18 protein-coding genes and 3 tRNA genes are annotated in these 23,940 nt (G+C 57.8%); 18 read left to right on the forward strand and 3 right to left on the reverse strand.

Annotation, left to right across the window (positions count from 1 at the left end; translation table 11 throughout):
• Positions 1-113: 113 nt before the first annotated feature.
• Both KQP88_RS07385 and cysS read left to right on the forward strand, forming a co-directional pair.
• Positions 114-1,808 (forward strand): glutamine--tRNA ligase/YqeY domain fusion protein, encoded by a 1,695-nt coding sequence (locus KQP88_RS07385; RefSeq protein WP_216705248.1) that lies wholly within the window; start codon positions 114-116, stop codon positions 1,806-1,808.
• A gap of 10 nt (positions 1,809-1,818) precedes the next feature.
• On the forward strand, positions 1,819-3,201 hold the full coding sequence (gene cysS / locus KQP88_RS07390; RefSeq protein WP_198728387.1) for a cysteine--tRNA ligase: 1,383 nt from the start codon (positions 1,819-1,821) through the stop codon (positions 3,199-3,201).
• Between the two features lie 133 nt (positions 3,202-3,334).
• Here the strand turns inward: cysS and KQP88_RS07395 are convergent, their stop codons facing one another.
• Positions 3,335-5,188, reverse strand: a complete 1,854-nt coding sequence (locus KQP88_RS07395) for a sigma-54-dependent Fis family transcriptional regulator (protein ID WP_216705249.1) — start codon at positions 5,186-5,188, stop codon at positions 3,335-3,337.
• Between the two features lie 58 nt (positions 5,189-5,246).
• Here KQP88_RS07395 and KQP88_RS07400 point away from each other — a divergent pair, with 58 nt between their 5' ends.
• The 7 genes from KQP88_RS07400 to KQP88_RS07430 all read left to right on the forward strand — a co-directional run bounded on the left by KQP88_RS07400 (position 5,247) and on the right by KQP88_RS07430 (position 11,493).
• A complete protein-coding gene (locus KQP88_RS07400) occupies positions 5,247-5,438 on the forward strand; it encodes a hypothetical protein (protein WP_216705250.1) in 192 nt (63 codons plus the stop codon).
• Between the two features lie 49 nt (positions 5,439-5,487).
• Entirely contained in the window at positions 5,488-6,582 is a 1,095-nt protein-coding gene (locus tag KQP88_RS07405) for an ABC transporter ATP-binding protein (RefSeq protein ID WP_216705251.1), read from the forward strand.
• Complete coding sequence (locus tag KQP88_RS07410; protein WP_216705252.1) at positions 6,582-7,691, forward strand: ABC transporter ATP-binding protein; 1,110 nt, start codon at positions 6,582-6,584, stop codon at positions 7,689-7,691. Before KQP88_RS07405 ends, KQP88_RS07410 begins: the two co-directional genes overlap by 1 nt.
• Positions 7,688-8,551 (forward strand): carbohydrate ABC transporter permease, encoded by an 864-nt coding sequence (locus KQP88_RS07415; RefSeq protein ID WP_117165300.1) that lies wholly within the window; start codon positions 7,688-7,690, stop codon positions 8,549-8,551. Before KQP88_RS07410 ends, KQP88_RS07415 begins: the two co-directional genes overlap by 4 nt.
• 9 nt (positions 8,552-8,560) lie before the next feature.
• Positions 8,561-9,361 carry a carbohydrate ABC transporter permease gene (locus tag KQP88_RS07420; RefSeq protein WP_216705253.1) on the forward strand — a complete coding sequence of 267 codons (801 nt, stop codon included), beginning with the start codon at positions 8,561-8,563 and terminating at the stop codon, positions 9,359-9,361.
• Positions 9,362-9,372: 11 nt separating this feature from the next.
• Positions 9,373-9,645, forward strand: a complete 273-nt coding sequence (locus KQP88_RS07425; RefSeq protein WP_198728391.1) for a DUF2160 domain-containing protein — start codon at positions 9,373-9,375, stop codon at positions 9,643-9,645.
• A 75-nt stretch (positions 9,646-9,720) separates the two neighbouring features.
• Complete coding sequence (locus KQP88_RS07430) at positions 9,721-11,493, forward strand: ABC transporter substrate-binding protein (RefSeq protein ID WP_216705254.1); 1,773 nt, start codon at positions 9,721-9,723, stop codon at positions 11,491-11,493.
• A gap of 58 nt (positions 11,494-11,551) precedes the next feature.
• Here the strand turns inward: KQP88_RS07430 and folD are convergent, their stop codons facing one another.
• Positions 11,552-12,406, reverse strand: coding sequence for a bifunctional methylenetetrahydrofolate dehydrogenase/methenyltetrahydrofolate cyclohydrolase FolD (folD, locus tag KQP88_RS07435; RefSeq protein WP_025259221.1), 855 nt, complete (start codon positions 12,404-12,406; stop codon positions 11,552-11,554).
• Between the two features lie 297 nt (positions 12,407-12,703).
• Here folD and KQP88_RS07440 point away from each other — a divergent pair.
• The 9 genes from KQP88_RS07440 to KQP88_RS07480 all read left to right on the forward strand — a co-directional run bounded on the left by KQP88_RS07440 (position 12,704) and on the right by KQP88_RS07480 (position 22,119).
• Positions 12,704-12,780, forward strand: a tRNA-Arg gene (locus tag KQP88_RS07440).
• A gap of 59 nt (positions 12,781-12,839) precedes the next feature.
• Positions 12,840-12,915 (forward strand) — tRNA-His (locus KQP88_RS07445).
• Positions 12,916-12,979: 64 nt separating this feature from the next.
• A tRNA-Leu gene (locus tag KQP88_RS07450) sits at positions 12,980-13,064 on the forward strand.
• A 371-nt stretch (positions 13,065-13,435) separates the two neighbouring features.
• On the forward strand, positions 13,436-14,746 hold the full coding sequence (tig, locus tag KQP88_RS07455) for a trigger factor (protein WP_216705255.1): 1,311 nt from the start codon (positions 13,436-13,438) through the stop codon (positions 14,744-14,746).
• A gap of 91 nt (positions 14,747-14,837) precedes the next feature.
• Positions 14,838-15,479, forward strand: coding sequence for an ATP-dependent Clp endopeptidase proteolytic subunit ClpP (gene clpP, locus KQP88_RS07460; protein WP_025259223.1), 642 nt, complete (start codon positions 14,838-14,840; stop codon positions 15,477-15,479).
• A gap of 106 nt (positions 15,480-15,585) precedes the next feature.
• The gene (gene clpX / locus KQP88_RS07465) at positions 15,586-16,869 is read left to right on the forward strand and encodes an ATP-dependent Clp protease ATP-binding subunit ClpX (protein ID WP_025259224.1); all 1,284 of its coding nucleotides are present in this window, start codon (positions 15,586-15,588) and stop codon (positions 16,867-16,869) included.
• A 345-nt stretch (positions 16,870-17,214) separates the two neighbouring features.
• Positions 17,215-19,611 (forward strand): endopeptidase La, encoded by a 2,397-nt coding sequence (lon, locus tag KQP88_RS07470; RefSeq protein ID WP_025259225.1) that lies wholly within the window; start codon positions 17,215-17,217, stop codon positions 19,609-19,611.
• A gap of 146 nt (positions 19,612-19,757) precedes the next feature.
• The gene (locus tag KQP88_RS07475) at positions 19,758-20,030 is read left to right on the forward strand and encodes an HU family DNA-binding protein (protein ID WP_002552737.1); all 273 of its coding nucleotides are present in this window, start codon (positions 19,758-19,760) and stop codon (positions 20,028-20,030) included.
• 205 nt (positions 20,031-20,235) lie between these two features.
• Positions 20,236-22,119, forward strand: coding sequence for a SurA N-terminal domain-containing protein (locus tag KQP88_RS07480; RefSeq protein WP_216705256.1), 1,884 nt, complete (start codon positions 20,236-20,238; stop codon positions 22,117-22,119).
• 100 nt (positions 22,120-22,219) lie between these two features.
• Here KQP88_RS07480 and KQP88_RS07485 read toward each other — a convergent pair whose 3' ends face one another.
• The gene (locus tag KQP88_RS07485; protein ID WP_216705257.1) at positions 22,220-23,770 is read right to left on the reverse strand and encodes a sensor histidine kinase; all 1,551 of its coding nucleotides are present in this window, start codon (positions 23,768-23,770) and stop codon (positions 22,220-22,222) included.
• Positions 23,771-23,940: the final 170 nt, after the last annotated feature.

The following is a 23,940-nucleotide window of genomic DNA, read 5'->3' on the forward strand; positions in this document are numbered from 1 at the left end:
TTATCGACCTCAAATGCGCACTCTGTTGTCAGGGGCTTGACAGCTTCGGCTATGATAAGCGCTTTGATTTAGTCGGCCTACCCTGGCCGCGCACCTGTATGTCCAAGGATCCTATGAGCAAGCCCACTCCAGAACCCGCTGCGAATTCAAAGGCAGGCCCTGTCGTCCCTACCAATTTCCTGCGTCCGATCGTGCAGGCAGACCTGGATTCAGGCAAGCACACCCAAATCGTGACCCGCTTTCCGCCGGAGCCTAACGGCTATCTGCACATCGGTCATGCCAAGTCGATCTGTGTGAACTTCGGTCTGGCCAACGAGTTCGGTGGCGCGACGCACCTGCGTTTCGACGACACCAACCCGGCCAAGGAAGACCAGGAATACATCGACGCCATCATGAGTGACGTCAAGTGGCTGGGTTTCGAGTGGGCGGGCGAAGTGCGCTATGCCTCGCAGTATTTCGACCAGTTGCACGACTGGGCTGTGGAGCTGATCAAGTCGGGCAAGGCTTATGTCGATGACCTGACCCCCGAGCAGGCCCGCAAATACCGTGGCAGCCTGACCGAGCCGGGCAAGAACAGCCCGTTCCGTGAGCGCAGCGTCGAGGAAAACCTGGACCTGTTCGCCCGCATGAAGGCCGGTGAGTTCGAAGACGGTGCCCGTGTATTGCGCGCGAAGATCGACATGGCTTCGCCGAACATGAACATGCGCGACCCGATCCTGTACCGCATTCGTCATGCCCATCACCACCAGACCGGCGACAAGTGGTGCATTTACCCCAACTATGACTTCACCCATGGCCAGTCCGATGCCATCGAAGGCATCACGCATTCGATCTGCACCCTGGAGTTCGAGGGCCATCGTCCGTTGTATGACTGGTTCCTGGACAACCTGCCGGTCCCGTGCAAGCCGCGTCAGTACGAATTCTCGCGTCTGAACCTGAGCTACACCGTCACCAGCAAGCGCAAGCTCAAGCAACTGGTCGACGAAAAGCACGTCAGTGGCTGGGACGACCCGCGCATGTCGACCCTGTCGGGTTTCCGCCGTCGTGGCTACACCCCGGCTTCGATCCGCAACTTCTGCGAAATGGTCGGCACCAACCGTTCCGACGGCGTCGTGGATTTCGCGATGCTCGAATTCAGCATCCGTGACGACCTGGACCGCAACGCGCCGCGTGCCATGTGCGTACTGCGTCCGTTGAAAGTCGTGATCACCAACTACCCGGAAGGTCAGGTCGAGAAGCTTGAACTGCCACGTCACCCCAAGGAAGACCTGGGCGTACGCGAGCTGCCGTTCGCTCGCGAGATCTACATCGATCGCGACGACTACATGGAAGAGCCGCCAAAAGGCTACAAGCGTCTGGAGCCTAACGGCGAAGTCCGCCTGCGTGGCAGCTATGTGATCCGTGCCGACGAGGCCATCAAGGACGCCGACGGCAATATCGTCGAGCTGCGTTGCTCCTACGACCCCGACACCCTGGGCAAGAACCCAGAAGGTCGCAAGGTCAAGGGCGTGATTCACTGGGTTCCGGCTGAGGCGAGCGTCGAGTGCGAAGTGCGTCTGTACGACCGTCTGTTCCGCTCCCCGACGCCAGACAAGGCCGAAGATGGCGCCACTTTCCTGGAAAACATCAATCCAGACTCCCTGCAAGTGCTGACCGGTTGTCGTGCTGAACCATCATTGGGGCAAGCGCAACCGGAAGACCGTTTCCAGTTCGAACGCGAAGGTTATTTCTGCGCGGACATCAAGGACTCGAAACCAGGTCGTCCGGTATTCAACCGCACAGTGACATTGCGGGATTCCTGGAGCTGAGGTTAGGACAGTGCTTTCGATCTACAACACGCTCACCAAGAGCAAAGAAGTCTTCAAGCCGCTGGATGGCAACAAGGTGCGGATGTACGTCTGCGGGATGACCGTGTACGACTTCTGCCACCTGGGCCACGGGCGCAGCATGGTGGCCTTCGATCTGGTCACCCGCTGGTTGCGATTCAGCGGTTACGACCTGACCTATGTGCGCAACATCACCGATATCGATGACAAGATCATCAATCGTGCCCGTGACAACGGCGAATCGTTCGACGCGCTGACGGCGCGCATGATCGACGCGATGCACGAGGACGAAGCTCGTCTGAACATCCTCAAGCCGGACATGGAGCCGCGTGCCACCGATCATATCGACGGCATGCACGCCATGATCCAGACCCTGATCGACAAGGGCTATGCCTACGCGCCGGGTAATGGCGACGTGTACTACCGCGTCGGCAAGTTCCTGGGCTACGGCAAGCTGTCGCGCAAGAAGATCGAAGACCTGCGCATCGGTGCGCGTATCGAAGTGGACGAGTCCAAGGACGACCCGCTGGACTTCGTGCTCTGGAAAGGCGTCAAGCCTGGCGAGCCGAGCTGGGAGTCGCCCTGGGGGCCGGGGCGTCCTGGCTGGCACATCGAATGCTCGGTGATGTCCACCTGCTGCCTGGGTGAGACGTTCGATATTCATGGCGGCGGCAGCGACCTCGAGTTTCCGCACCATGAAAACGAAATCGCCCAGAGCGAGGCGGCGACCGGCAAGACCTACGCCAATGCCTGGATGCACTGCGGCATGATCCGCATCAATGGCGAGAAGATGTCCAAGTCCTTGAACAACTTCTTCACCATTCGCGACGTGCTGGATAAATACCATCCGGAAGTGGTGCGTTACCTGCTGGTTTCCAGCCACTACCGCAGCGCTATCAACTACTCCGAAGACAGCCTGAAAGAGTCCAAGAGTGCGCTGGAGCGTTTCTATCACGCGCTCAAGGGCTTGCCGGTGGCCGAGCCTGCGGGTGGCGAGGCGTTCGTCGAGCGTTTCACGGCAGCCATGAACGACGACTTCGGGACGCCTGAAGCCTGCGCCGTGCTGTTCGAGATGGTGCGCGAGATCAACCGTCTGCGTGACAGCGATCAGGTGGCGGCTGCCGGTCTGGCCGCACGTCTGAAGCAACTGGCCAGTGTGCTGGGTGTATTGCAGCTCGAAGCCGAGGATTTCCTGCGTGCCGGCGCCGAAGGGCGTGTCGATGCGGCGGAAGTCGAAGCGCTGATCCAGGCCCGCCTGGATGCCCGTAGCGCCAAGAACTGGGCCGAGTCCGACCGGATCCGCGACCAGATCACCGCCATGGGTGTGGTGCTGGAAGACGGCAAGGGCGGGACGACCTGGCGTCTGGCTGACTGATCTGTCTGTTAGTTCGGTGTCTGTGGGAGGCAGCTTGCTGGCGACGGCACCAGTGAAGTCAATGAATATTTATTGATTTCACTGGCCCAGTCGCCAGCAAGCTGCCTCCCACATGATGACCTGCCATGCAAATTCATTCACGAATCTCCCGCAACCGCTTGTAAAGCGTATTGCGGCTGACTCCCAATCGTTTGGCCAACTGTGAAATGTTGCCTCCGGCCGCCTGCAACAGGTGGTTCAGGTCTTCGTTACAGGGGAAGCTTCCCCTGAGTCGCAAAGTCGACACCGGCTCGTCTCTTTCTTCATCCATCTGCGCATCCAGAAAGAAATCTTCCGGCAAGTGCTCGATGGTGATCCTTTGTTCGTCTGCCAGCGCCAGGGCCACCTGAATCACGCTGTTGAGCTGACGAAGATTGCCCGGCCACGGATGGTGCTCGAACAGCTCCAGGACTTCACTGGAGAAGCCTGCCCGCTGCTGAGGCTCGCGATGCCGCTCCCAGATGCGCTGGATCAGCGCCTGTTTGTCGGTGCGTTCGCGCAGAGGCGGCAGTTCGATGTTCAGTCCGCTGATCCGGTAGTAAAGGTCCTGACGGAAATGCCCCGTCTGCACACGTTCGCGCAGGCTGTGGTTGGTGGCCGAGATCAGGCGGATATCCACCGGATACAGCTCGCTGCTGCCCAGTGGCTGGACACAGCGCTCCTGCAACACTCGCAACAGACGCGCTTGCACCGGCATCGGCATGTCGCCGATTTCATCAAGAAACAGGGTGCCTTTATCGGCCTTGCGAATCAGGCCGATGCTGCCTTTCTGATGGGCGCCGGTAAACGCGCCTCTGGTGTAGCCAAACAGTTCCGATTCCACCAGTTCGGCCGGAATCGCCGCGCAGTTGACGGCAATCATGGGCTGGCTGGCGCGAGAACTGCCCAGATGCAGGGCTTTGACGAACACTTCCTTGCCGACCCCGGTTTCGCCGTGGATCAACAGCGGGATGTCTTTTTCCAGCAGCCGTCGGGCCTGGCTTACCGCTTTTTCGACTTTTGCATCGCCCAGATCGATGGCGTTCAGGTCGAGTGTCGGTTGTGGGGCGACCGGTTGCTCAGGCCGCACCGGCTGCAATAGCTGGATCGGTTTGCGCCGTGGGCGCTTGAGCAGGCACTGGAAGCGGTTATTGCCAAAGGCATACAGCGCGAAAGGGCGTGCTTCGGTTTCGCTGAGCAGTTGCAGGATCGGGCATTTGAACAGGTCTTCGATACTGACGCCGGTCAGCCGCACGCCCAGCAGGTTGTCGGCCCGCCGATTGGCGCAGAGGATTCTGCCGCTTTCGTCGAAAATCAGCAGGCCCGCCCACTGGCTGTCCAGATTGTTCAGGCCGGTATTGAAGATCAGCTGGAAATGAGTGTCGCGAAACTGGTCGAGAATCAGCCGGTTTTCCACCGACTGACTCATCATCTTGACCATCCCTAGTGTGTGGGAGGGCGGCAGGAAGCTGTCGCTGGAAACGTCGAGTATCGCAATCATGCGCCGGTCGGCATCGAAGATCGGCGAGGCGGAGCCCGTCATGAAACGATTGGCCTTGAGAAAGTGCTCGTCGGGCTCGATATGCACCGCCTGTTCACAGGCCAGCGCCGTCCCAATGGCGTTGGTCCCCGCGCCGCGTTCGCTCCAGCTTGCCCCGGCCACGAAACCCTGAGTCTGCGAAGCATCGATGAAACGCTGGGTTCCCCATGACTTGAGCAACTGGCCGTGATTGTCGGCCAGCAGGATCAGGCAGTTGGAGTTGCTGAGGATGTTTTCATAGACCGGCAGCACTTCCTGATGGGTGGTCTGCACCAGAGCGTTATGGCGTTCCAGCAGTTGTGAAACCTGCGCGCCCGGCAGTCCGCCGAACGAGGGGCGCGACTGATGGCTGAGACCGAAGTCCCGACAGCGCGTCCATGAATCCTGAATGATGATGTCGTGAGCAAGTGACGCACTGGAATTGGCCATGAGCATGGATCCTGCGAGTGCCTTGTTGTTTTTGTTTTAGGTCTTGCATGGAGCGTCCGTGCCCGAAGCGTTCACCCAGTTTCGTTCACTGCTGTTCAAAGTCAATGTTCAATTTGTTCAGGTGTTCAGCTTTTTTTGTTCACTTTTGTTCAGCTCTGAAGGTGCGCTGTCAGCGCGGGGAATGCCGGACGCTCTAGCTCGGGCCTTTGAGGAAAATGCAGCGATCTGGCACGAATGTCGCTCTATGTAACCTGTATTGAGCTGCACCCCCGACAAGAAAAAATAACAAAGGGCACGCCATGTCACTTACGTTGGAACACGTCAGTCGCGCAGTCGATGGCCAGATATGGATCGACGACGCATCCCTGAGTTTTGAGCCCGGGTCCTTCAATGTGTTGCTGGGTCGCACGCTGTCCGGCAAGACCAGCCTGATGCGTCTGATGGCTGGCCTGGACAAGCCCGACACGGGGCGGGTGCTGATGAACGGGGTCGATGTCACCCGGCGGCCGGTACGCCAGCGCAATGTGTCGATGGTCTATCAGCAGTTCATCAATTACCCCAGCATGACCGTCTTCGAGAATATCGCTTCGCCACTGCGGCAGGCCGGTATGTCCAGGGAGGTCATCCAGGAGCGCGTGCTGGAAACCGCGAAGATGCTGCGCATCGAAAAATTCCTCCAGCGCCATCCTCTGGAGCTGTCCGGCGGGCAGCAGCAGCGTACGGCCATGGCCAGGGCGCTGGTCAAGGATGCGGAGCTGATTCTGTTCGATGAGCCGCTGGTCAACCTCGACTACAAACTGCGCGAAGAGCTGCGTCAGGAAATGCGCGAGCTGTTCGCGGCCCGCCATACCATCGCCATTTATGCCACCACCGAGCCCAACGAAGCGCTGGCCCTGGGTGGCACGACCACCATTCTTCACGAAGGGCGTGTGGTGCAGACCGGCAAGGCGGCTGAGGTCTATCAACGACCGGCCACCGTGCTTGCCGCAGAGCTGTTTTCCGAGCCGCCCATCAACCTGATGCCCGGTCGCATCGAGGGTAATGAAGTCAGTTTCGCCAATTTCGTGCATTTCCCCCTCAATGCCGACCTGCGCAAGATCGGTGACGGTGAATACCGTTTCGGGGTTCGGCCCAGCCACTTGAGCCTGGTGCCGTCCAATGATGACGACCTGGAGCTGGCGGTGACTGTCGAGCTGGCGGAAATCAGCGGTTCCGAAACCTTTCTGCATGTGCGCAACGAGCTGTTTGCCCTGGTGCTGCATTTGCCGGGCGTGCATGGCTATGACGTGGATGCCGCGATCCGGGTTTACATCCCGACCCATAAGCTCTTTGTATTCGATCAGCAGGGGCGCCTGATTCAGGCGCCCGGTCTGCGCATGGCGAGGGTTGCCTGATGGCCGAGATCCGTTTGCAGAACCTGGCCCACAGCTACAGCGCCAATCCGGGGCCGGATGATTACGCCATTCGGGAAATGACCCATATCTGGGAGCAGGGTGGCGCTTATGCGCTGCTCGGGCCTTCCGGGTGCGGCAAGTCGACCTTGCTCAATATCATTTCCGGTCTGCTGAGCCCGTCCCAGGGGCAGGTGCTGTTCGACTCCAAAGAGGTCAATGATCTCAGCCCCGAGCATCGCAACATCGCTCAGGTTTTCCAGTTTCCCGTGGTCTACGACACCATGACCGTGTTCGATAACCTGGCCTTTCCGCTGCGTAATCAGGGGCTGGACGAGAAGCGGGTGCAGGCCAAGGTGCAGGAAATCGCCGAAGTCCTGGATTTGCAGCTCTTGCTGAAAAAGAAGGCGCGCAATCTGACGGCTGACGAAAAGCAGAAGGTTTCCATGGGCCGCGGGCTGGTTCGCGATGATGTCTCGGCCATCCTGTTCGATGAGCCGCTGACGGTGATCGACCCGCACCTGAAGTGGAAGCTGCGCCGCAAGCTCAAGCAGATCCACGAGCAGTTCAACATCACCATGGTCTACGTCACCCACGATCAACTGGAGGCCTCGACCTTCGCCGACAAGATCGCGGTGATGTACGGCGGGCAGATTGTGCAGTTCGGTACGCCGCGTGAACTGTTCGAGAAACCACGACACACCTTTGTCGGGTACTTCATCGGCAGTCCGGGCATGAATCTGATCGAGGTCCGGCCGCAGGGCGACGGTGTGGTGTTTGGCGATGTGCATGTGCCGCTCTCCGGCCCCTTGCAGCAGTTGATTGCCCATACGCCTTTTACCAGCCTGAAGATCGGCATCCGCCCGGAGTTCATTCACGTCTGGGATGGCCCTTACGAAGAAGCGATGTGTGCCGACGTGGTACATGTGGCGGACCTTGGCACCTACAAGATCGTGACCCTGTCCCTGGCCGGGCAAACCCTGAAAGTGCGCCTGCCTGAAGACAAGCCGGTGCCCCAAGGCCAGGCCTGGATCAGTTTCCCGGCCCAATGGCTGATGCTGTATGCCGATGATTTCTTGCTTGAGTCCGGTCCTGAGCGGGGTGCGCCATGAACAAGGTCCATAACAACAAGGCCTGGTGGCTGGTGTTGCCGGTTTTCCTGCTGGTGGCCTTCAGTGCCATCGTGCCGATGATGACCGTGGTCAATTACTCGGTGCAGGATATCTTCGATCAGACCAATCGCTATTTCGTGGGGGCTGACTGGTATCGCCAGGTGCTGCAGGACCCGCGCCTGCATGACTCGCTGCTGCGTCAGTTCATTTATTCGGGCTGTGTGCTGCTGATCGAAATCCCCCTGGGCATCGCCATCGCCCTGACCATGCCCACCAAGGGGCGCTGGTCGACGCTGTGCCTGATCGTGATGACCATACCGCTGCTGATTCCCTGGAACGTGGTGGGCACCATCTGGCAGATCTTCGGCCGTGCCGATATCGGTCTGCTGGGCTGGAGCCTCAATCAACTGGGCATCAGCTACAACTATGCCGCCAACACCATGGATGCCTGGGTGACGGTGCTGGTCATGGACGTCTGGCACTGGACGTCACTGGTCGCGCTGCTGTGTTACTCGGGGCTGCGAGCGATTCCGGACGTGTACTACCAGGCGGCGCGAATCGATCGGGCATCGAGCTGGGCCGTGTTCCGGCATATCCAGCTGCCGAAAATGAAGAGTGTGCTGCTGATCGCGGTGATGCTGCGCTTCATGGACAGCTTCATGATCTATACCGAGCCGTTTGTCCTCACCGGCGGCGGGCCGGGCAATGCCACGACCTTCCTGAGCCAGACCCTGACGCAAATGGCTATCGGCCAGTTCGACCTTGGCCCGGCTGCAGCGTTTTCGCTGGTGTACTTCCTGATCATCCTGCTGGTTTCGTGGCTGTTCTATACCGCCATGACCCATAGCGACAAGAACTGAGGATCGGCCATGAATGTACGCAAGGCTGTGCCGTTATTGATCTACATCCTATTCCTGCTGGTGCCGATCTACTGGCTGCTGAACATGTCGTTCAAGAGCAACACCGAGATTCTCGGTGGCCTGACGCTCTGGCCGCAGGATTTCACCCTGGCCAATTACCGGGTGATCTTCACCGATCCCAGTTGGTACAGCGGTTATATCAACTCGCTGTATTACGTGTGCCTGAACACAGTCATTTCCCTGGCGGTGGCGCTGCCGGCGGCTTATGCGTTCTCGCGCTACCGGTTCCTGGGCGACAAGCATCTGTTCTTCTGGCTGCTGACCAATCGCATGGCGCCACCGGCGGTGTTCTTGCTGCCGTTCTTCCAGCTCTATTCCTCGATTGGCCTGTTCGACACCCACATTGCCGTGGCGCTGGCGCACTGCCTGTTCAACGTGCCGCTGGCGGTGTGGATCCTCGAAGGCTTCATGTCGGGTGTCCCCAAGGAAATCGACGAGACGGCTTATATCGACGGCTATAGTTTTCCTCGCTTCTTCGTGAAGATCTTCGTGCCGCTGATTGGCTCGGGCATCGGCGTGACGGCGTTCTTCTGCTTCATGTTTTCCTGGGTGGAGCTGCTGCTGGCGCGCACCCTGACGTCGGTCAACGCCAAGCCCATCGCGGCCGTCATGACGCGAACCGTATCGGCTTCGGGTATCGATTGGGGTGTGCTGGCGGCGGCAGGGGTACTGACTATTCTGCCGGGCATGCTGGTGATCTGGTTCGTTCGCAATCACGTGGTCAAGGGCTTTGCCCTGGGCCGGGTCTGAGGAGTCGAGATATGGAGTGGATGGCCTGGACTTCACTGACGGCGGGTTTTTTCGGCGTCATCGCGGTAATGCTGGTCGGCATGACGGTGTGGGAGCTGAGTTCGCCCTGTGTCGAGCGGCGCGGTTTTCTGCCGATCGAGACCAGTCGTGGGGATCGTTTGTTTATCGGACTGCTGGCAAGTGCCTACCTGCATTTGCTGGTCATCGGCGTGACGGACTGGAGTATCTGGGTCGCCTCGCTGTTATCGCTGGTGTGGTTGTTTGTCGTAATGCGTTGGGGGTAGCCGGGCAACGGTTCCATGCGGGGACTGTCCGGGAAGCGGCAACGTGCCCTGGGTAATAATCATCTGGAGGTGTCTATGTTCTACAAAAACAACAAGCTGAGACATAGCGTGGCGCTGGCTTCGATGCTGGCATGCAGTGGATTGAGCGTGACGGCGTGGGCGGATGCCTATGAGGATGCCGCGAAAAAATGGATCGGCTCCGAATTCAAGCCTTCGACCCTGACCCCCGAGCAGCAACTGGCGGAGCTGGAATGGTTCATCAAGGCCGCTGAACCGTTTCGCGGGATGGAAATCAAGGTGGTTTCGGAAACCCTGACCACCCACGAATACGAATCCAAGACCCTGGCCAAGGCGTTTACCGAAATCACCGGGATCAAGCTCACCCATGACCTGGTGCAGGAAGGGGATGTGATCGAGAAGATCCAGACCCAGATGCAGTCGGACAAGAACATCTATGACGGTTGGGTCAACGATTCGGACCTGATCGGCACCCACTTCCGCTACGGCAAGGCGCAATCGCTGACCGAGCTGATGGCCAGCGATGCCGGCAAAAAGGTGACTTCTCCGACCCTGGACCTGAAAGACTTTATCGGCCTGTCTTTCACGACTGCGCCGGACGGCAAGGTCTATCAGTTGCCTGACCAGCAGTTCGCGAACCTTTACTGGTTCCGTGCCGACTGGTTCGAGCGTGCGGACCTCAAAGAGAAGTTCAAGGCCAAATACGGCTATGAGCTGGGTGTGCCGGTCAACTGGTCTGCCTACGAGGACATCGCTAAATTCTTCAGTGAAGACGTCAAGGAAATCGACGGCAAACGCATTTATGGCCATATGGACTACGGCAAGAAAGACCCGTCCCTGGGCTGGCGCTTCACCGATGCCTGGTTCTCCATGGCCGGTAGCGGCGACAAGGGCTTGCCCAACGGTTTGCCGGTGGACGAGTGGGGGATTCGCGTAGAGAACTGCCGCCCGGTGGGCTCCAGTATCACTCGCGGTGGCGACACCAACGGCCCGGCTGCGGTGTTCGCGACTCAGAAATACATCGACTGGCTCAAGGCCTATGCGCCACCGGAAGCGGCAGGCATGACGTTCTCCGAGTCTGGCCCGGTGCCTTCTCAGGGTAACGTCGCGCAGCAGATCTTCTGGTACACCGCCTTCACTGCGGACATGACCAAGCCCGGCCTGCCGGTAATGAATGCCGATGGCACGCCCAAGTGGCGCATGGCCCCTTCACCCAAGGGGCCGTACTGGAAAGACGGCATGAAGCTGGGCTATCAGGATGTGGGGTCATGGACTTTCCTGTACTCGACGCCTGAAAAACAGCGGCTGGCAGCCTGGCTGTACGCGCAATTCGTGACCTCGAAAACCGTTTCCCTGAAGAAAACCATCGTGGGTCTGACGCCGATTCGTGAGTCGGACATCAACTCCAGGGAAATGACCGAACTGGCGCCCAAGCTGGGTGGTCTGGTGGAGTTCTATCGCAGCCCGGCCCGTGTGCAATGGTCGCCAACCGGCACCAACGTCCCGGATTATCCGAAGCTGGCGCAACTGTGGTGGAGTCACGTAGCCGAAGCGGTGACTGGCGAGAAAACCGCACAGCAGGCGCTGGACGGGCTGGCCAAGGACCAGGACTCGATCCTGATGCGTCTTGAGCGCTCCAAGGCTCAGGAGAAGAGCGGTTGTGCGCCGAAGCTGAACCCGGAAACCACGGCTGAAGAATGGTACAAGAAGGGCGAGGCTACTCCGGATGGCTGGGCTGCTCCGCAGCGCAAGCTGGCCAACGAGAAACCGAAAGGCGAGACAGTGTCGTACTCCGAACTGCTCAAGAGCTGGGAGGCGGCACGCAAGTAATCGGCGGCAGAAATGAAAACGGCACCTCATGAGGTGCCGTTTTTCATTGTGGAAACACTCAGTCGTGCAGGGTTTCTGCAGCGTACAGGGTGTTTTCCAGCAGGCAGGCGCGAGTCATCGGGCCAACGCCGCCCGGAACCGGAGTGATCCAGCCAGCGCGGGGCAGGGCGGTTTCGTACACGACGTCACCGACCAGCTTGCCGTCTTCCTGGCGGTTGATGCCCACGTCGATGACGATGGCACCGGGCTTGATCCACTCGCCCTTGACCAGGCCTGGTTTGCCAGCGGCTACCACCACCAGATCGGCGCGACCGACATGGCCTGCCAGATCCTTGGTGAAACGGTGGGTCACGGTCACGGTGCAACCGGCCAGCAGCAGTTCCATCGCCATCGGACGACCGACGATATTGGAAGCGCCGACAACGACGGCATCCAGCCCGTATAGATCGACACCGGTGCTTTCCAGCAGGGTCATGATCCCTTTCGGAGTGCACGGACGCAGCAGCGGGATACGCTGGGCCAGACGACCGACGTTATAAGGATGGAAACCATCAACGTCCTTGTCGGGACGAATGCGCTCCAGCAGCAGGGAGGCATCCAGATGCGCGGGCAAGGGCAGTTGCAGCAGAATGCCGTCGACTTCGGCGTCGCCATTGAGGCGATCGATCAGTTCGGTCAGCGCAACCTGTGTGGTCTCGGCGGGCAGGTCGTAGGCTTGGGAAATGAAGCCGACTTCCTCGCAGTCCTTGCGCTTGTGAGAGACATAAACCTGGGAGGCGGGGTCGCTGCCCACCAGAATCACCGCGAGGCCTGGCGTGCGCAGGCCTTGCTCGCGACGTTCGGCGACACGTTTGGCGATCTGCTGGCGCAGGCTGGCGGCGATCGCTTTGCCGTCGATAAGTTGTGCAGTCATGACGCGTGATTAACCATCGAGAGGGAAAAAATGAGCGCGCATTCTCGCATGACATGGCGCAAGGGCAAAGGCGCTTGGTCTGCATATTCAGCTAACTCCTTTATCTAACTGAATTTTTTTCAAAAAAGAGTTGACGACCCTGGGGGGCGTCTATAAGATTCGTCGCACTTGCCGGGCAGCACCCAGCACTGCTGAAGAAGCTGGCGCTGGTTGATGTGAGTCAGGTGGGGTTGAAATTCAGCTCGACGTGATTGAAAGCCTTCTGATTTGTACTCGATAAGAATGCAGATTATATAAGTGCCCGTAGCTCAGCTGGATAGAGCATCCGCCTTCTAAGCGGATGGTCGCAGGTTCGAGTCCTGCCGGGTGCGCCATTTAATGGCGGCTTTGGCACGGTAGGTAAGTTGTAGTTGTAATAGTTGCATGCAATATGGTGGGCGTAGCTCAGTTGGTAGAGCACAGGATTGTGACTCCTGTTGTCGTGGGTTCGATCCCCATCGTCCACCCCATATTCAAGAGAGGCGCCAGATTTATTACACATAAACTGGCGCCTTTGCTTTAAAAGCTTGTAACGCGGATGTGGTGGAATTGGTAGACACACTGGATTTAGGTTCCAGCGCCGCAAGGTGTGAGAGTTCGAGTCTCTCCGTCCGCACCAAGATATAAAGAGTGAAGTTCCTGAAACGTTCACTATGAAAGAAGCCGCCTAGTGCGGCTTTTTTTGTTTCAGCGTGTTGGTTTCATCGTCTCGCTGGTCGGTTGGCAGGTTGCCGTCGGTCGAGCGGGGCGCGCTACGCGGATGGAATCGGTAGCGGTCCGGTGCACGTGCTTCCTTTATATAGCCCGTGCCAGACGCGTTGCCGGTGCTGTAAAGGCCTTGTTGCCTTTGCTTGCCAGCAGTCCGATTTCATCCTCTTAAATCTGCCCTTTTTCAGTAGGGTGACTTCTTGAGTTTGACCCACTAGAATGCATGCCCTTGATTCTGGGGTCGGAAACGGCCGGCTAACGTCTGTGCAACGAGGAATATCCATGCAAGTTTCTGTTGAAAATACTTCCGCTCTTGAGCGCCGCATGACCATTGGCGTGCCTGCCGAACGCATCGAGACTGAAGTCAACAAGCGTCTGCAGCAGACCGCACGTAAAGCCAAGATCCCGGGCTTCCGCCCTGGCAAAGTGCCTATGAGCGTGATCCGTCAGCGTTATGAAGATGGCGCGCGTCAGGAAGCGCTGGGCGATCTGATTCAGGCTACCTTCTACGAAGCCGTGGTCGAGCAGAAGCTGAACCCGGCTGGCGCACCTGCTGTAGAGCCAAAGTCCTTCGAGAAAGGCAAGGACCTGGAATACATCGCTACTTTCGAAGTGTTCCCTGAGTTCACCGTCGCAGGTTTCGAGTCCATCTCCGTCGAGCGCCTGTCCGCTGACGTGGCTGACAGCGACCTGGACAACATGCTGGAAATCCTGCGCAAGCAGAACGTTCGTTTTGAAGTGGCCGATCGTGCTGCCCAGAACGAAGACCAGCTGAACATCGATTTCGTTGGCAAGGTTGACGGCGAAGTCTTCGCTGGCGGCTCTGCCACTGGCACCCAGCTGGTTCTGGGTTCCGGCCGCATGATTCCTGGTTTCGAAGAGGGTCTGGTTGGCGCCAAGGCCGGTGAAGAGCGCGTTCTGAACGTCCCCTTCCCCGAGGACTACCAGAACCTGGAGCTGGCTGGCAAAGCCGCCGAGTTCACCGTTACCGTCAACAGTGTTTCCGCACCAACGCTGCCTGAGCTGAACGAAGAGTTCTTCAAGCAGTTCGGTATCAAGGAAACCGGTATCGAAGGTTTCCGCACCGAAGTTCGCAAGAACATGGAGCGTGAGCTGCGTCAGGCCATCAAGTCCAAGGTCAAGAACCAGGTCATGGACGGTCTGCTGGCTGCCAACCCGATCGAAGTGCCAAAAGCGCTGCTGGAAAACGAAGTCAACCGTCTGCGCGTCCAGGCTGTTCAACAGTTCGGCGGCAACATCAAGCCTGACCAACTGCCGGCCGAGCTGTTCGAAGAGCAAGCCAAGCGTCGTGTCGAGCTGGGCCTGATCGTTGCTGAAGTGGTCAAGCAGTTCGAACTCAAGCCAGACGACGCTCGCGTTCGTGATCTGATCCAGGAAATGGCCTCTGCCTACCAAGAGCCTGAGCAGGTTGTTGCCTGGTACTACAAGAACGAGCAGCAAATGAACGAAGTACGTTCTGTTGTGCTTGAAGAGCAAGTTGTAGATACTGTTTTGCAGAAAGCTAGCGTGACCGACAAATCGGTCTCCTACGAAGAAGCGGTCAAGCCGGTAGAAGCTCCAAAAGCCGACTGATTTCTCCTTTCGTTCGAAAACACCCACAAGCCAGCCTTCGCGCTGGCTTGTGCGTATTCAAGACTCGACTATTTGGGAGTGAATGCAGGACATGTCCCGCAATTCTTATATTCAGCAGAACTCTGACATCCAGGCCGCTGGCGGCCTGGTCCCGATGGTTATCGAGCAGTCCGCCCGTGGCGAACGCGCCTATGACATCTACTCGCGCCTTCTCAAGGAGCGTGTGATCTTTATGGTTGGTCCGGTAGAGGACTACATGGCCAACCTTATTGCGGCGCAACTGCTGTTCCTTGAAGCGGAAAACCCGGACAAGGATATCCATCTCTACATCAACTCACCGGGCGGTTCGGTGACTGCAGGCATGTCGATCTACGACACCATGCAGTTCATCAAGCCGGACGTATCGACCATCTGTATCGGTCAGGCCTGCAGCATGGGTGCTTTCCTGCTGGCTGGCGGTGCCGAGGGCAAGCGTCATTGCCTGCCTAACTCGCGGATGATGATTCACCAGCCGTTGGGCGGTTTCCAGGGGCAGGCGTCGGATATCGACATCCATGCCAAGGAAATCCTGCACATTCGTCATCGCCTGAACTCGCTGCTGGCTCACCACACTGGTCAAAGCCTTGAAACCATTGAGCGCGATACCGAGCGCGACAATTTCATGAGCGCTGATCGCGCGGCGGAATACGGCCTGATCGACTCTGTGATCAACAAACGTCAAATGCCTGCCTAAGTAACTCAAAATGTAGGTGGTTGGACCAACCGACCACCTGCGGACTTGAAAAAGCCCGCAATAGCCTTCATCTTGTGTTGCAAGCCTACCGGATTGGATCGATCGAATGACTGACACCCGCAACGGCGAGGACAACGGCAAACTGCTCTATTGCTCCTTCTGTGGCAAAAGCCAGCATGAAGTGCGCAAATTGATTGCCGGCCCCTCGGTCTTTATCTGCGACGAGTGCGTCGACCTGTGCAATGACATCATCCGCGAGGAGGTGCAGGAAGCACAGGCAGAAAGCAGCGCGCATAAATTGCCTTCGCCTAAAGAAATCAGCGGCATCCTTGATCAGTATGTAATTGGTCAGGAACGTGCCAAAAAGGTTCTCGCAGTAGCGGTGTACAACCACTACAAGCGCCTGAACCAGCGCGACAAGAAAAACGATGATGTTGAACTCGGCAAGAGCAACATCCTGCTGATCGGCCCTACAGGCTCCGGCAAGACCCTGCTCGCTGAAACACTGGCGCGCCTGCTCAATGTGCCGTTCACCATCGCCGATGCCACGACCCTGACCGAAGCCGGTTATGTCGGTGAGGACGTGGAAAACATCATTCAGAAGCTGTTGCAGAAATGCGATTACGATGTGGAAAAGGCCCAGATGGGTATTGTCTACATCGACGAAATCGACAAGATTTCCCGCAAATCCGACAACCCTTCGATTACTCGTGACGTTTCCGGTGAGGGCGTGCAGCAAGCCCTGCTGAAACTGATCGAGGGCACCGTGGCTTCCGTTCCTCCTCAAGGCGGACGCAAGCATCCACAGCAGGAGTTCCTGCAGGTGGACACGCGCAATATCCTGTTTATCTGCGGTGGCGCTTTCTCGGGCCTGGAAAAAGTCATCCAGAACCGTTCGACCCGTGGCGGCATCGGCTTCAACGCCGAAGTACGCAGCAAGGAAGAAGGCAAGAAGGTTGGCGAATCCCTGCGTGAAGTCGAGCCTGACGATCTGGTCAAGTTCGGTCTGATCCCCGAGTTCGTGGGCCGTCTGCCAGTATTGGCGACACTGGACGAGCTGGATGAGGCTGCGCTGATGCAGATCCTCACCGAGCCGAAAAACGCCCTGACCAAGCAGTATGCCAAGCTGTTCGAGATGGAAGGTGTGGACCTCGAGTTCCGTACCGACGCACTGAAATCGGTTGCTCGTCGTGCGCTGGAGCGCAAGACAGGTGCCCGCGGTCTGCGCTCCATCCTGGAAGGCGTATTGCTCGACACCATGTATGAAATCCCGTCGCAGACCGACGTGAGCAAAGTGGTGATCGACGAGAGCGTTATCGATGGTTCGTCCAAGCCGCTGCTGATCTACGAAAACAGCGAGCCGCCTGCCAAGGTTGCTCCTGACGCGTAAAGCGCAGCAAGAGACGTACAGAAGGGGGCCTGCGGGCCTCCTTCTGCATTTCTGCATCGCCGCTTTTTGCATTTCCAGGGAACGATTTCCCTCCGCGGGCCACTAGTATCCTGTCCAGTGAATCATTTGGCTCTTTTTACAGCGTCTGTAACCGCCTGATTGTGTTGCCATTCCTCGTCATGACCGGATGCGGCGGCCTGTCCGTCAGCGGCGCTCGTGCGTCAAAAAGAGAGCGTATTTTCAAAACAGGCCACTAAAGCTTGTTTTTTTTGAACGCTACCCCCATCTTGACTTCAAGCTACTTCCACCTGTCCACGGCCAATTGGCCGCCGTAGAGGCGAAATCATGAAGACCACAATCGAATTGCCTCTCTTGCCATTGCGTGATGTTGTGGTTTATCCGCACATGGTTATCCCGCTGTTCGTGGGGCGCGAGAAGTCTATCGAAGCTCTAGAAGCAGCGATGACCGGCGACAAGCAAATCCTGTTGCTGGCGCAGAGAAATCCGGCTGACGACGATCCCGATGAGAAAGCCCTTTATAGCGTAGGCACCATTGCAACCGTATTGCAGTTGCTCAAGCTGCCTGACGGAACCGTCAAGGTGCTGGTCGAAGGCGAGCAGCGTGGCTCTGTCGAACGTTTCATCGAAGTCGAGGGCCATTGCCGCGCAGAAGTCGCGCTCATCGATGAGACCGAAGCGCCGGACCGTGAATCCGAAGTTTTCGTACGCAGCCTGCTGTCGCAGTTCGAGCAGTATGTCCAGCTTGGCAAGAAAGTCCCTGCCGAAGTCCTGTCGTCGCTCAACAGCATCGATGAGCCGGGTCGTCTGGTAGACACCATGGCCGCGCACATGGCGCTGAAAATCGAGCAGAAGCAGGAAATCCTCGAAATCATCGACCTGCCGGCCCGTGTCGAGCACGTACTGGCCTTGCTGGATGCCGAAATCGACCTGCTGCAGGTTGAAAAGCGCATTCGCGGTCGCGTCAAGAAGCAGATGGAGCGCAGCCAGCGCGAGTACTACCTGAATGAGCAGATGAAGGCCATTCAGAAAGAACTGGGCGATGGCGATGAAGGCCACAACGAAATCGAAGAGCTGAAAAAGCGCATCGAAGCCGCCGGCCTGCCGAAAGATGCTCTGGCCAAGGCAACTGCCGAGCTGAACAAGCTCAAGCAAATGTCTCCGATGTCTGCTGAAGCCACTGTGGTGCGTTCCTACATCGACTGGCTGGTTCAGGTGCCGTGGAAGGCACAGAGCAAGGTTCGCCTCGATCTGGGGCGCGCTGAGGCCATTCTCGACTCCGACCACTACGGTCTGGAAGAGGTCAAGGAACGCATCCTCGAATACCTCGCCGTGCAAAAGCGCGTGAAGAAAATTCGCGGGCCTGTGTTGTGCCTCGTAGGGCCGCCGGGTGTGGGTAAAACCTCCCTGGCCGAGTCCATCGCCAGCGCGACCAACCGCAAGTTCGTGCGCATGGCCCTGGGTGGCGTGCGTGACGAGGCCGAGATTCGTGGTCATCGCCGCACTTACATCGGGTCGATGCCAGGTCGTCTGATCCAGAAAATGACCAAGGTTGGCGTGCGCAACCCGCTGTTCCTTCTCGATGAAATCGACAAGATGGGCAGTGACATGCGTGGCGACCCGGCGTCGGCACTGCTTGAGGTGCTCGATCCCGAGCAGAACCACAACTTCAACGACCACTACCTGGAAGTCGATTACGACCTCTCGGACGTGATGTTCCTGTGTACCTCCAACTCGATGAACATCCCGCCAGCGCTGCTGGACCGGATGGAAGTCATCCGTCTGCCGGGCTACACCGAGGACGAGAAGGTCAACATTGCCGTCAAATACCTCTCGCCAAAACAGATTCAGGCCAATGGCCTGAAAAAAGGCGAAATCGAGTTCGACGACGATGCGATCCGCGACATTATCCGTTATTACACCCGTGAAGCGGGCGTGCGCGGTCTTGAACGTCAGATTGCCAAGGTCTGCCGCAAGGCGGTCAAAGAGCATGCGCTGGAAAAACGTTTTGCAATTCGTGTCACGACCGAGATGCTCGAACACTTCCTGGGCGTGCGCAAATTCCGCTACGGTCTGGCCGAGCAGCAGGACCAGATCGGTCAGGTCACAGGCCTTGCCTGGACTCAGGTCGGTGGTGAGTTGCTGACCATCGAAGCCGCTGTCATCCCGGGCAAGGGGCAGTTGATCAAGACCGGTTCGCTGGGCGATGTCATGGTCGAATCGATCACGGCGGCGCAGACCGTCGTGCGCAGCCGGGCCAAGAGCCTGGGCATTGCGCCGGACTTCCACGAGAAGCACGACACTCACATTCACATGCCGGAAGGGGCGACCCCGAAGGATGGTCCTAGTGCTGGCGTAGGCATGTGCACGGCGCTGGTATCGGCCCTGACGCAGATTCCGGTACGTGCCGATGTGGCCATGACCGGTGAAATTACCCTCCGCGGACAGGTGCTGGCGATTGGTGGCCTGAAGGAAAAACTTCTGGCTGCGCATCGCGGCGGAATCAAGACCGTGATCATCCCGGAAGAGAATGTGCGCGATTTGAAGGAAATTCCTGACAATATCAAGCAGGATTTGCAGATCAAGCCCGTTAAATGGATTGACGAAGTCCTGCAAATTGCGCTGCAATACGCGCCGGAGCCCTTGCCGGATGTGGCTCCCGATATTGTTGCAAAGGATGAAAAACGCGAGTCTGACTCTAAGGAAAGAATTAGCACGCATTAAGTCTGTGTGGGCTTCCTTGACAGCTTTTTAAGGCCCTTGTTATAAAGCGGCTCTTTAAAGCAAGTACCTGCAAGCCCACCAGTGCTCGTTTTGCTTACCACCAAAAACTTAGAAACATACTCAATATAGAGATAAGGGGACTTAGAGTGAACAAGTCGGAACTGATTGATGCTATCGCTGCATCTGCTGATATCCCGAAAGCTGCTGCTGGCCGTGCGCTGGACGCAGTGATCGAATCCGTCACTGGCGCTCTGAAGGCTGGCGACTCTGTTGTTCTGGTTGGCTTTGGTACTTTCTCCGTTACAGATCGTCCTGCTCGTATCGGTCGCAACCCACAGACTGGTAAGACGCTGGAAATCGCTGCTGCTAAAAAACCAGGTTTCAAAGCCGGTAAAGCCCTGAAAGAAGCGGTCAACTAAGCCTCTTCAAGCCTTTGCCCGCCGGTTCGGAGTCAATCCGGGCCGGTAGCGGAGCGGTGGTGCAGCCGGTTGCAACGCCGGAGGGTTCGAGCCCTTCCGCTTCGTCAGTTACGAGAAGGCGCATCCTCGGATGCGCCTTTCTTCTATCCGCTTTCTACCCACGCTCTGCGGTTGGTTAGTCGGTTCAACCGTTTTGGGGGACGCAATGCTGCAGAATATCAGGGACAATTCACAAGGCTGGATTGCCAAGACAATTATCGGGATCATCATCGCGTTGATGGCCCTGACGGGCATCGAGGCCCTGTTCACCGCCAGTGGCAACGGGCAGAACGCTGCCGAGGTCAACGGCGAGAAGGTGTCTCAGAACGAACTGAGTCAGGCCGTCGACATGCAACGTCGCCAACTGGCTCAGCAGCTGACTCAACAGCTGGGCAAGGATTTCGATCCTGCGATGCTGGATGAAAAGCTGCTGCGTGAATCGGCTCTCAAGGGCCTGATCGATCGCAAGCTGCTGCTTCAGGGCGCAGCCGATGCCAAGTTCGCCTTTTCCGAGGCCGCGCTGGATCAGCAACTGCTGATGACGCCTGAATTCCAGGTTGACGGCAAGTTCAACGCTGACCGCTTTGATCAGGTCATCCGCCAACTGGGCTACAGCCGCATGCAGTTCCGCCAGTTGCTGGGTCAGGAAATGCTCATCGGTCAGGTTCGTGCCGGTATCGCTGGCAGTGCTTTCGTGACTGATAAAGAGGTCGAGGCTTTTGCCAGTCTGGAAAAACAGACCCGCGATTTTGCCAGCCTGACCCTGCCGGTCGATCTGGCTGCCGCGAAAGTGACCGATGACGAAGTCAAGGCTCACTACGACCAGCATGCCAAGGAGTTCATGAGCCCTGAGCAGGTCGTGCTTGATTACATCGAATTGAAGAAGTCGACCTTCTTCGACAAGGTGCAGGTCAAGGACGAAGACTTGCAGGCGGCTTACCAGAAGGAAATCGCCAATCTGGCCGAGCAGCGTCGTGCTGCGCACATCCTGATTGAAGTCAACGACAAGCTCAATGAAACCCAGGCCAAGGCCAAGCTGGAAGAAATCCAGCAGCGTCTGGCCAAGGGCGAGAGTTTTGCCGCGCTGGCCAAGGAGTTCTCGCAGGATCCGGGCTCGTCGAGCAAGGGTGGCGATCTGGGCTATGCCGGTAAGGGTGTCTACGATCCGGCCTTTGAAGAGGCGCTGTATGCCTTGAACAAGGATCAGGTTTCGCAGCCAGTGCGCACTGACTTCGGCTGGCACCTCATCAAGCTGCTGGGCGTTGAAGCACCTTCGGTGCCGAGCTTTGCCAGCCTGAAAGAGAAGCTGACCCATGATCTGAAGGCTCAGCAGGTCGAGCAGAAGTTTGTGGAAGTCACCAAGCAGCTCGAAGACTCTGCTTTCGAGTCGTCCGATCTGACTCAGCCGGCTCAGGATCTTGGCCTCAAGGTTCAGGCCACCGCGCCGTTCGGTCGTGAAGGCGGCGAAGGCCTGACAGCCAATCGTGCAGTGATCCAGGCCGCATTCAGCCCGGAAGTGCTCGAAGAAGGTTCCAACAGCAACACGCTGGAACTGGACCCGGAGACTGTCGTGGTCGTGCGCTCCAAGGAACATCTGCAACCCAAGCAGTTGCCGCTTGAAGCCGTCGCTGGCTCCATTCGTGCCCAGTTGCTCAAGGAGCACGCCAGTGCTGCAGCCAAGGCCAAGGGCGAAGCCCTGCTGGCAGGTCTGCGCGATGGCAAGATTCCTTTGGCAGCCAAGCAGGACGGTCGTGCCTGGACAGTACTGGAAGCGGCCAGCCGCAGCCAGGACAGCGTAGATCCACAAGTGCTGCAAACGGTGTTCCGCATGCCCAAGCCAACAGGCAAGGACAAGCCGGAGTTTGCCAGCCTGACCGCAGCAGACGGCAGTTTCGTGATTGTGCGCCTCAATGGCGTGAATCAGGCAGCAGCGCCAAGCGATGCGGAAAAAACGCAATACCGCCGTTTCCTGGCTTCACGTGCCGGTCAGCAGGATTTCGCTGCCTACCGCTCGGAGCTGGAAAGCAAGGCGAAGATCGAGCGTTTCTAAGCTCTGTCTGATGTGATGCACCCAGAACGCCCGGTCCATGGACCGGGCGTTCTGCTTTGCGGGGTTCGTGATTATCTGTTCAGAAGCTCGGCATCAGTGGCTAGAGCTTGAAGCGCACTCGTATGCTGCTGAACTCGGTGGAAGGGTCCACGGTAATGGCCTGGTCACCGTAACCCGAATAGCTTTTGACCAGCCGCATGCCTAACCCGGTGCCGCTGGGTTTCGGGTAGGATTTCGGGAAGCCTTCTCCCTCATCGGTCACTACAATCGCCGCGTCTTTTCCGTCGCTCGTCACTTTGACCGTGATCGTGCCTCTGCCGTACTTCAGCGCGTTGGTCACGAGTTCCGAAACCACCAACCCCAATGGGGCCATCCTTTCCGAAGGCAGCAGGAAAGAGTCTGCCTCAAGTTCGATTGCGCGCTCACCGAAGACGTTACCGATATCGGCAAGCAATGCGCCCAGATACTGAGGAGCGCTGACATTACTGGTGTCGGTATCCTGATAGAGCCGCTCATGCACGCTCGCAATGGTCAGAACCCGGTTGGCTGCCGTTTGCAACTGAATCTTGACCGCGTCCTCGACAGCGAGGTTGGCTTGCAGCAGCAACAGGGTATTGACCAGATGCAGGCTGTTCTTGACCCGATGATGGATCTCCTCCATGTGCAGGCCACTTTCAGTGAGCTTTGTATTCTGTGCATCAACCAGGGCTGCGAGTTTGACCTCCTGATCATGACGCTCGGTAATATCCCGAGACACGGCAATGATCTTGTCGACCTGGCCTTGCCTGTCGAAAATGGGGGCTGCGGTTACATCCCACCATCTTGGTTCGCCCTTGGCCGTTGGGCAGAACGATTCGAACCGGACAGACTCACCCGCGACGACTCGAAAGACAGCATCCTGAATCACGTGCCTGGAGCTTTCAGGCCATAGCTCGACCCAGTGCTGTCCCGTGATCATCTCCAGGCTGTCGAGCTGCATCCGGCATAACCCGGCCTCGTTGAAAAACTCGACATGGCCATGGCGGGAAATGATTTTCACGCAATCGGGACTGGCATTGAGGACGCTTTCCGAATAGGCGTGAGGGCTGCCAGCTTCCAGTTTGACCGTGAGCCGTTCAACCGCCAGAGAGATGATGTTGGCCAGTCCTTCCAGAAACACGATATCGCTTTCGATGAAGTCGTCGCCGTCAGGGCTGTCGACTTCAAGTATTCCGTAAGTCGCCGCTGTACCTCGCACGGGTACGTTGATGGCCCGCTCGATCCCGTAGTCCCTGAGCAGGGTAGGGGTGCGAAATCTCATCTCCTGACCCAGATGATTCGAGATCACTGGCCGGTTGGTTGTAAAGGCGTAGCCCGCCGGACTGGCTTCATCAGCCCCGACTGTCGCTGTTCCGATATCCGAGGACTTCCAGCCGACACCATGGGAGAGGAGAAACAGCGGTTCATCAGGCACCGGCAGGAGCACCTTTGCGAACTGCGTATTCATTCCCGACGCGGCGGTCATGCAGGCCTGTGTCAGGAGGTCATCGAGATCTGTCAGTTGTAGCGACTTCACACCAAACCCGACGACCAGCTCATGCTGTCTGCGTAACCTGGTATGCGAAATTTGCAGGGCGGCACGAACAACTTCGTCTGGTGACAATTCGGGCATATAAGCATCCGGCGTGAGCGATTGATAAGGGTGAGGGCACAGCTATGAACAGCCGCTCTCGCTCAGCGCCGCACGTGGCGTGATCGGAGAAATCGCGTCGCAATTTACACTCATAACTGCACAAGTAATAGCTGCCCCTCTGTATCACCGACCAAACGCAGGCCAGCTCA

The organism is Pseudomonas lijiangensis, from assembly GCF_018968705.1.
Classification (GTDB): Bacteria; Pseudomonadota; Gammaproteobacteria; order Pseudomonadales; family Pseudomonadaceae; genus Aquipseudomonas; species Aquipseudomonas lijiangensis.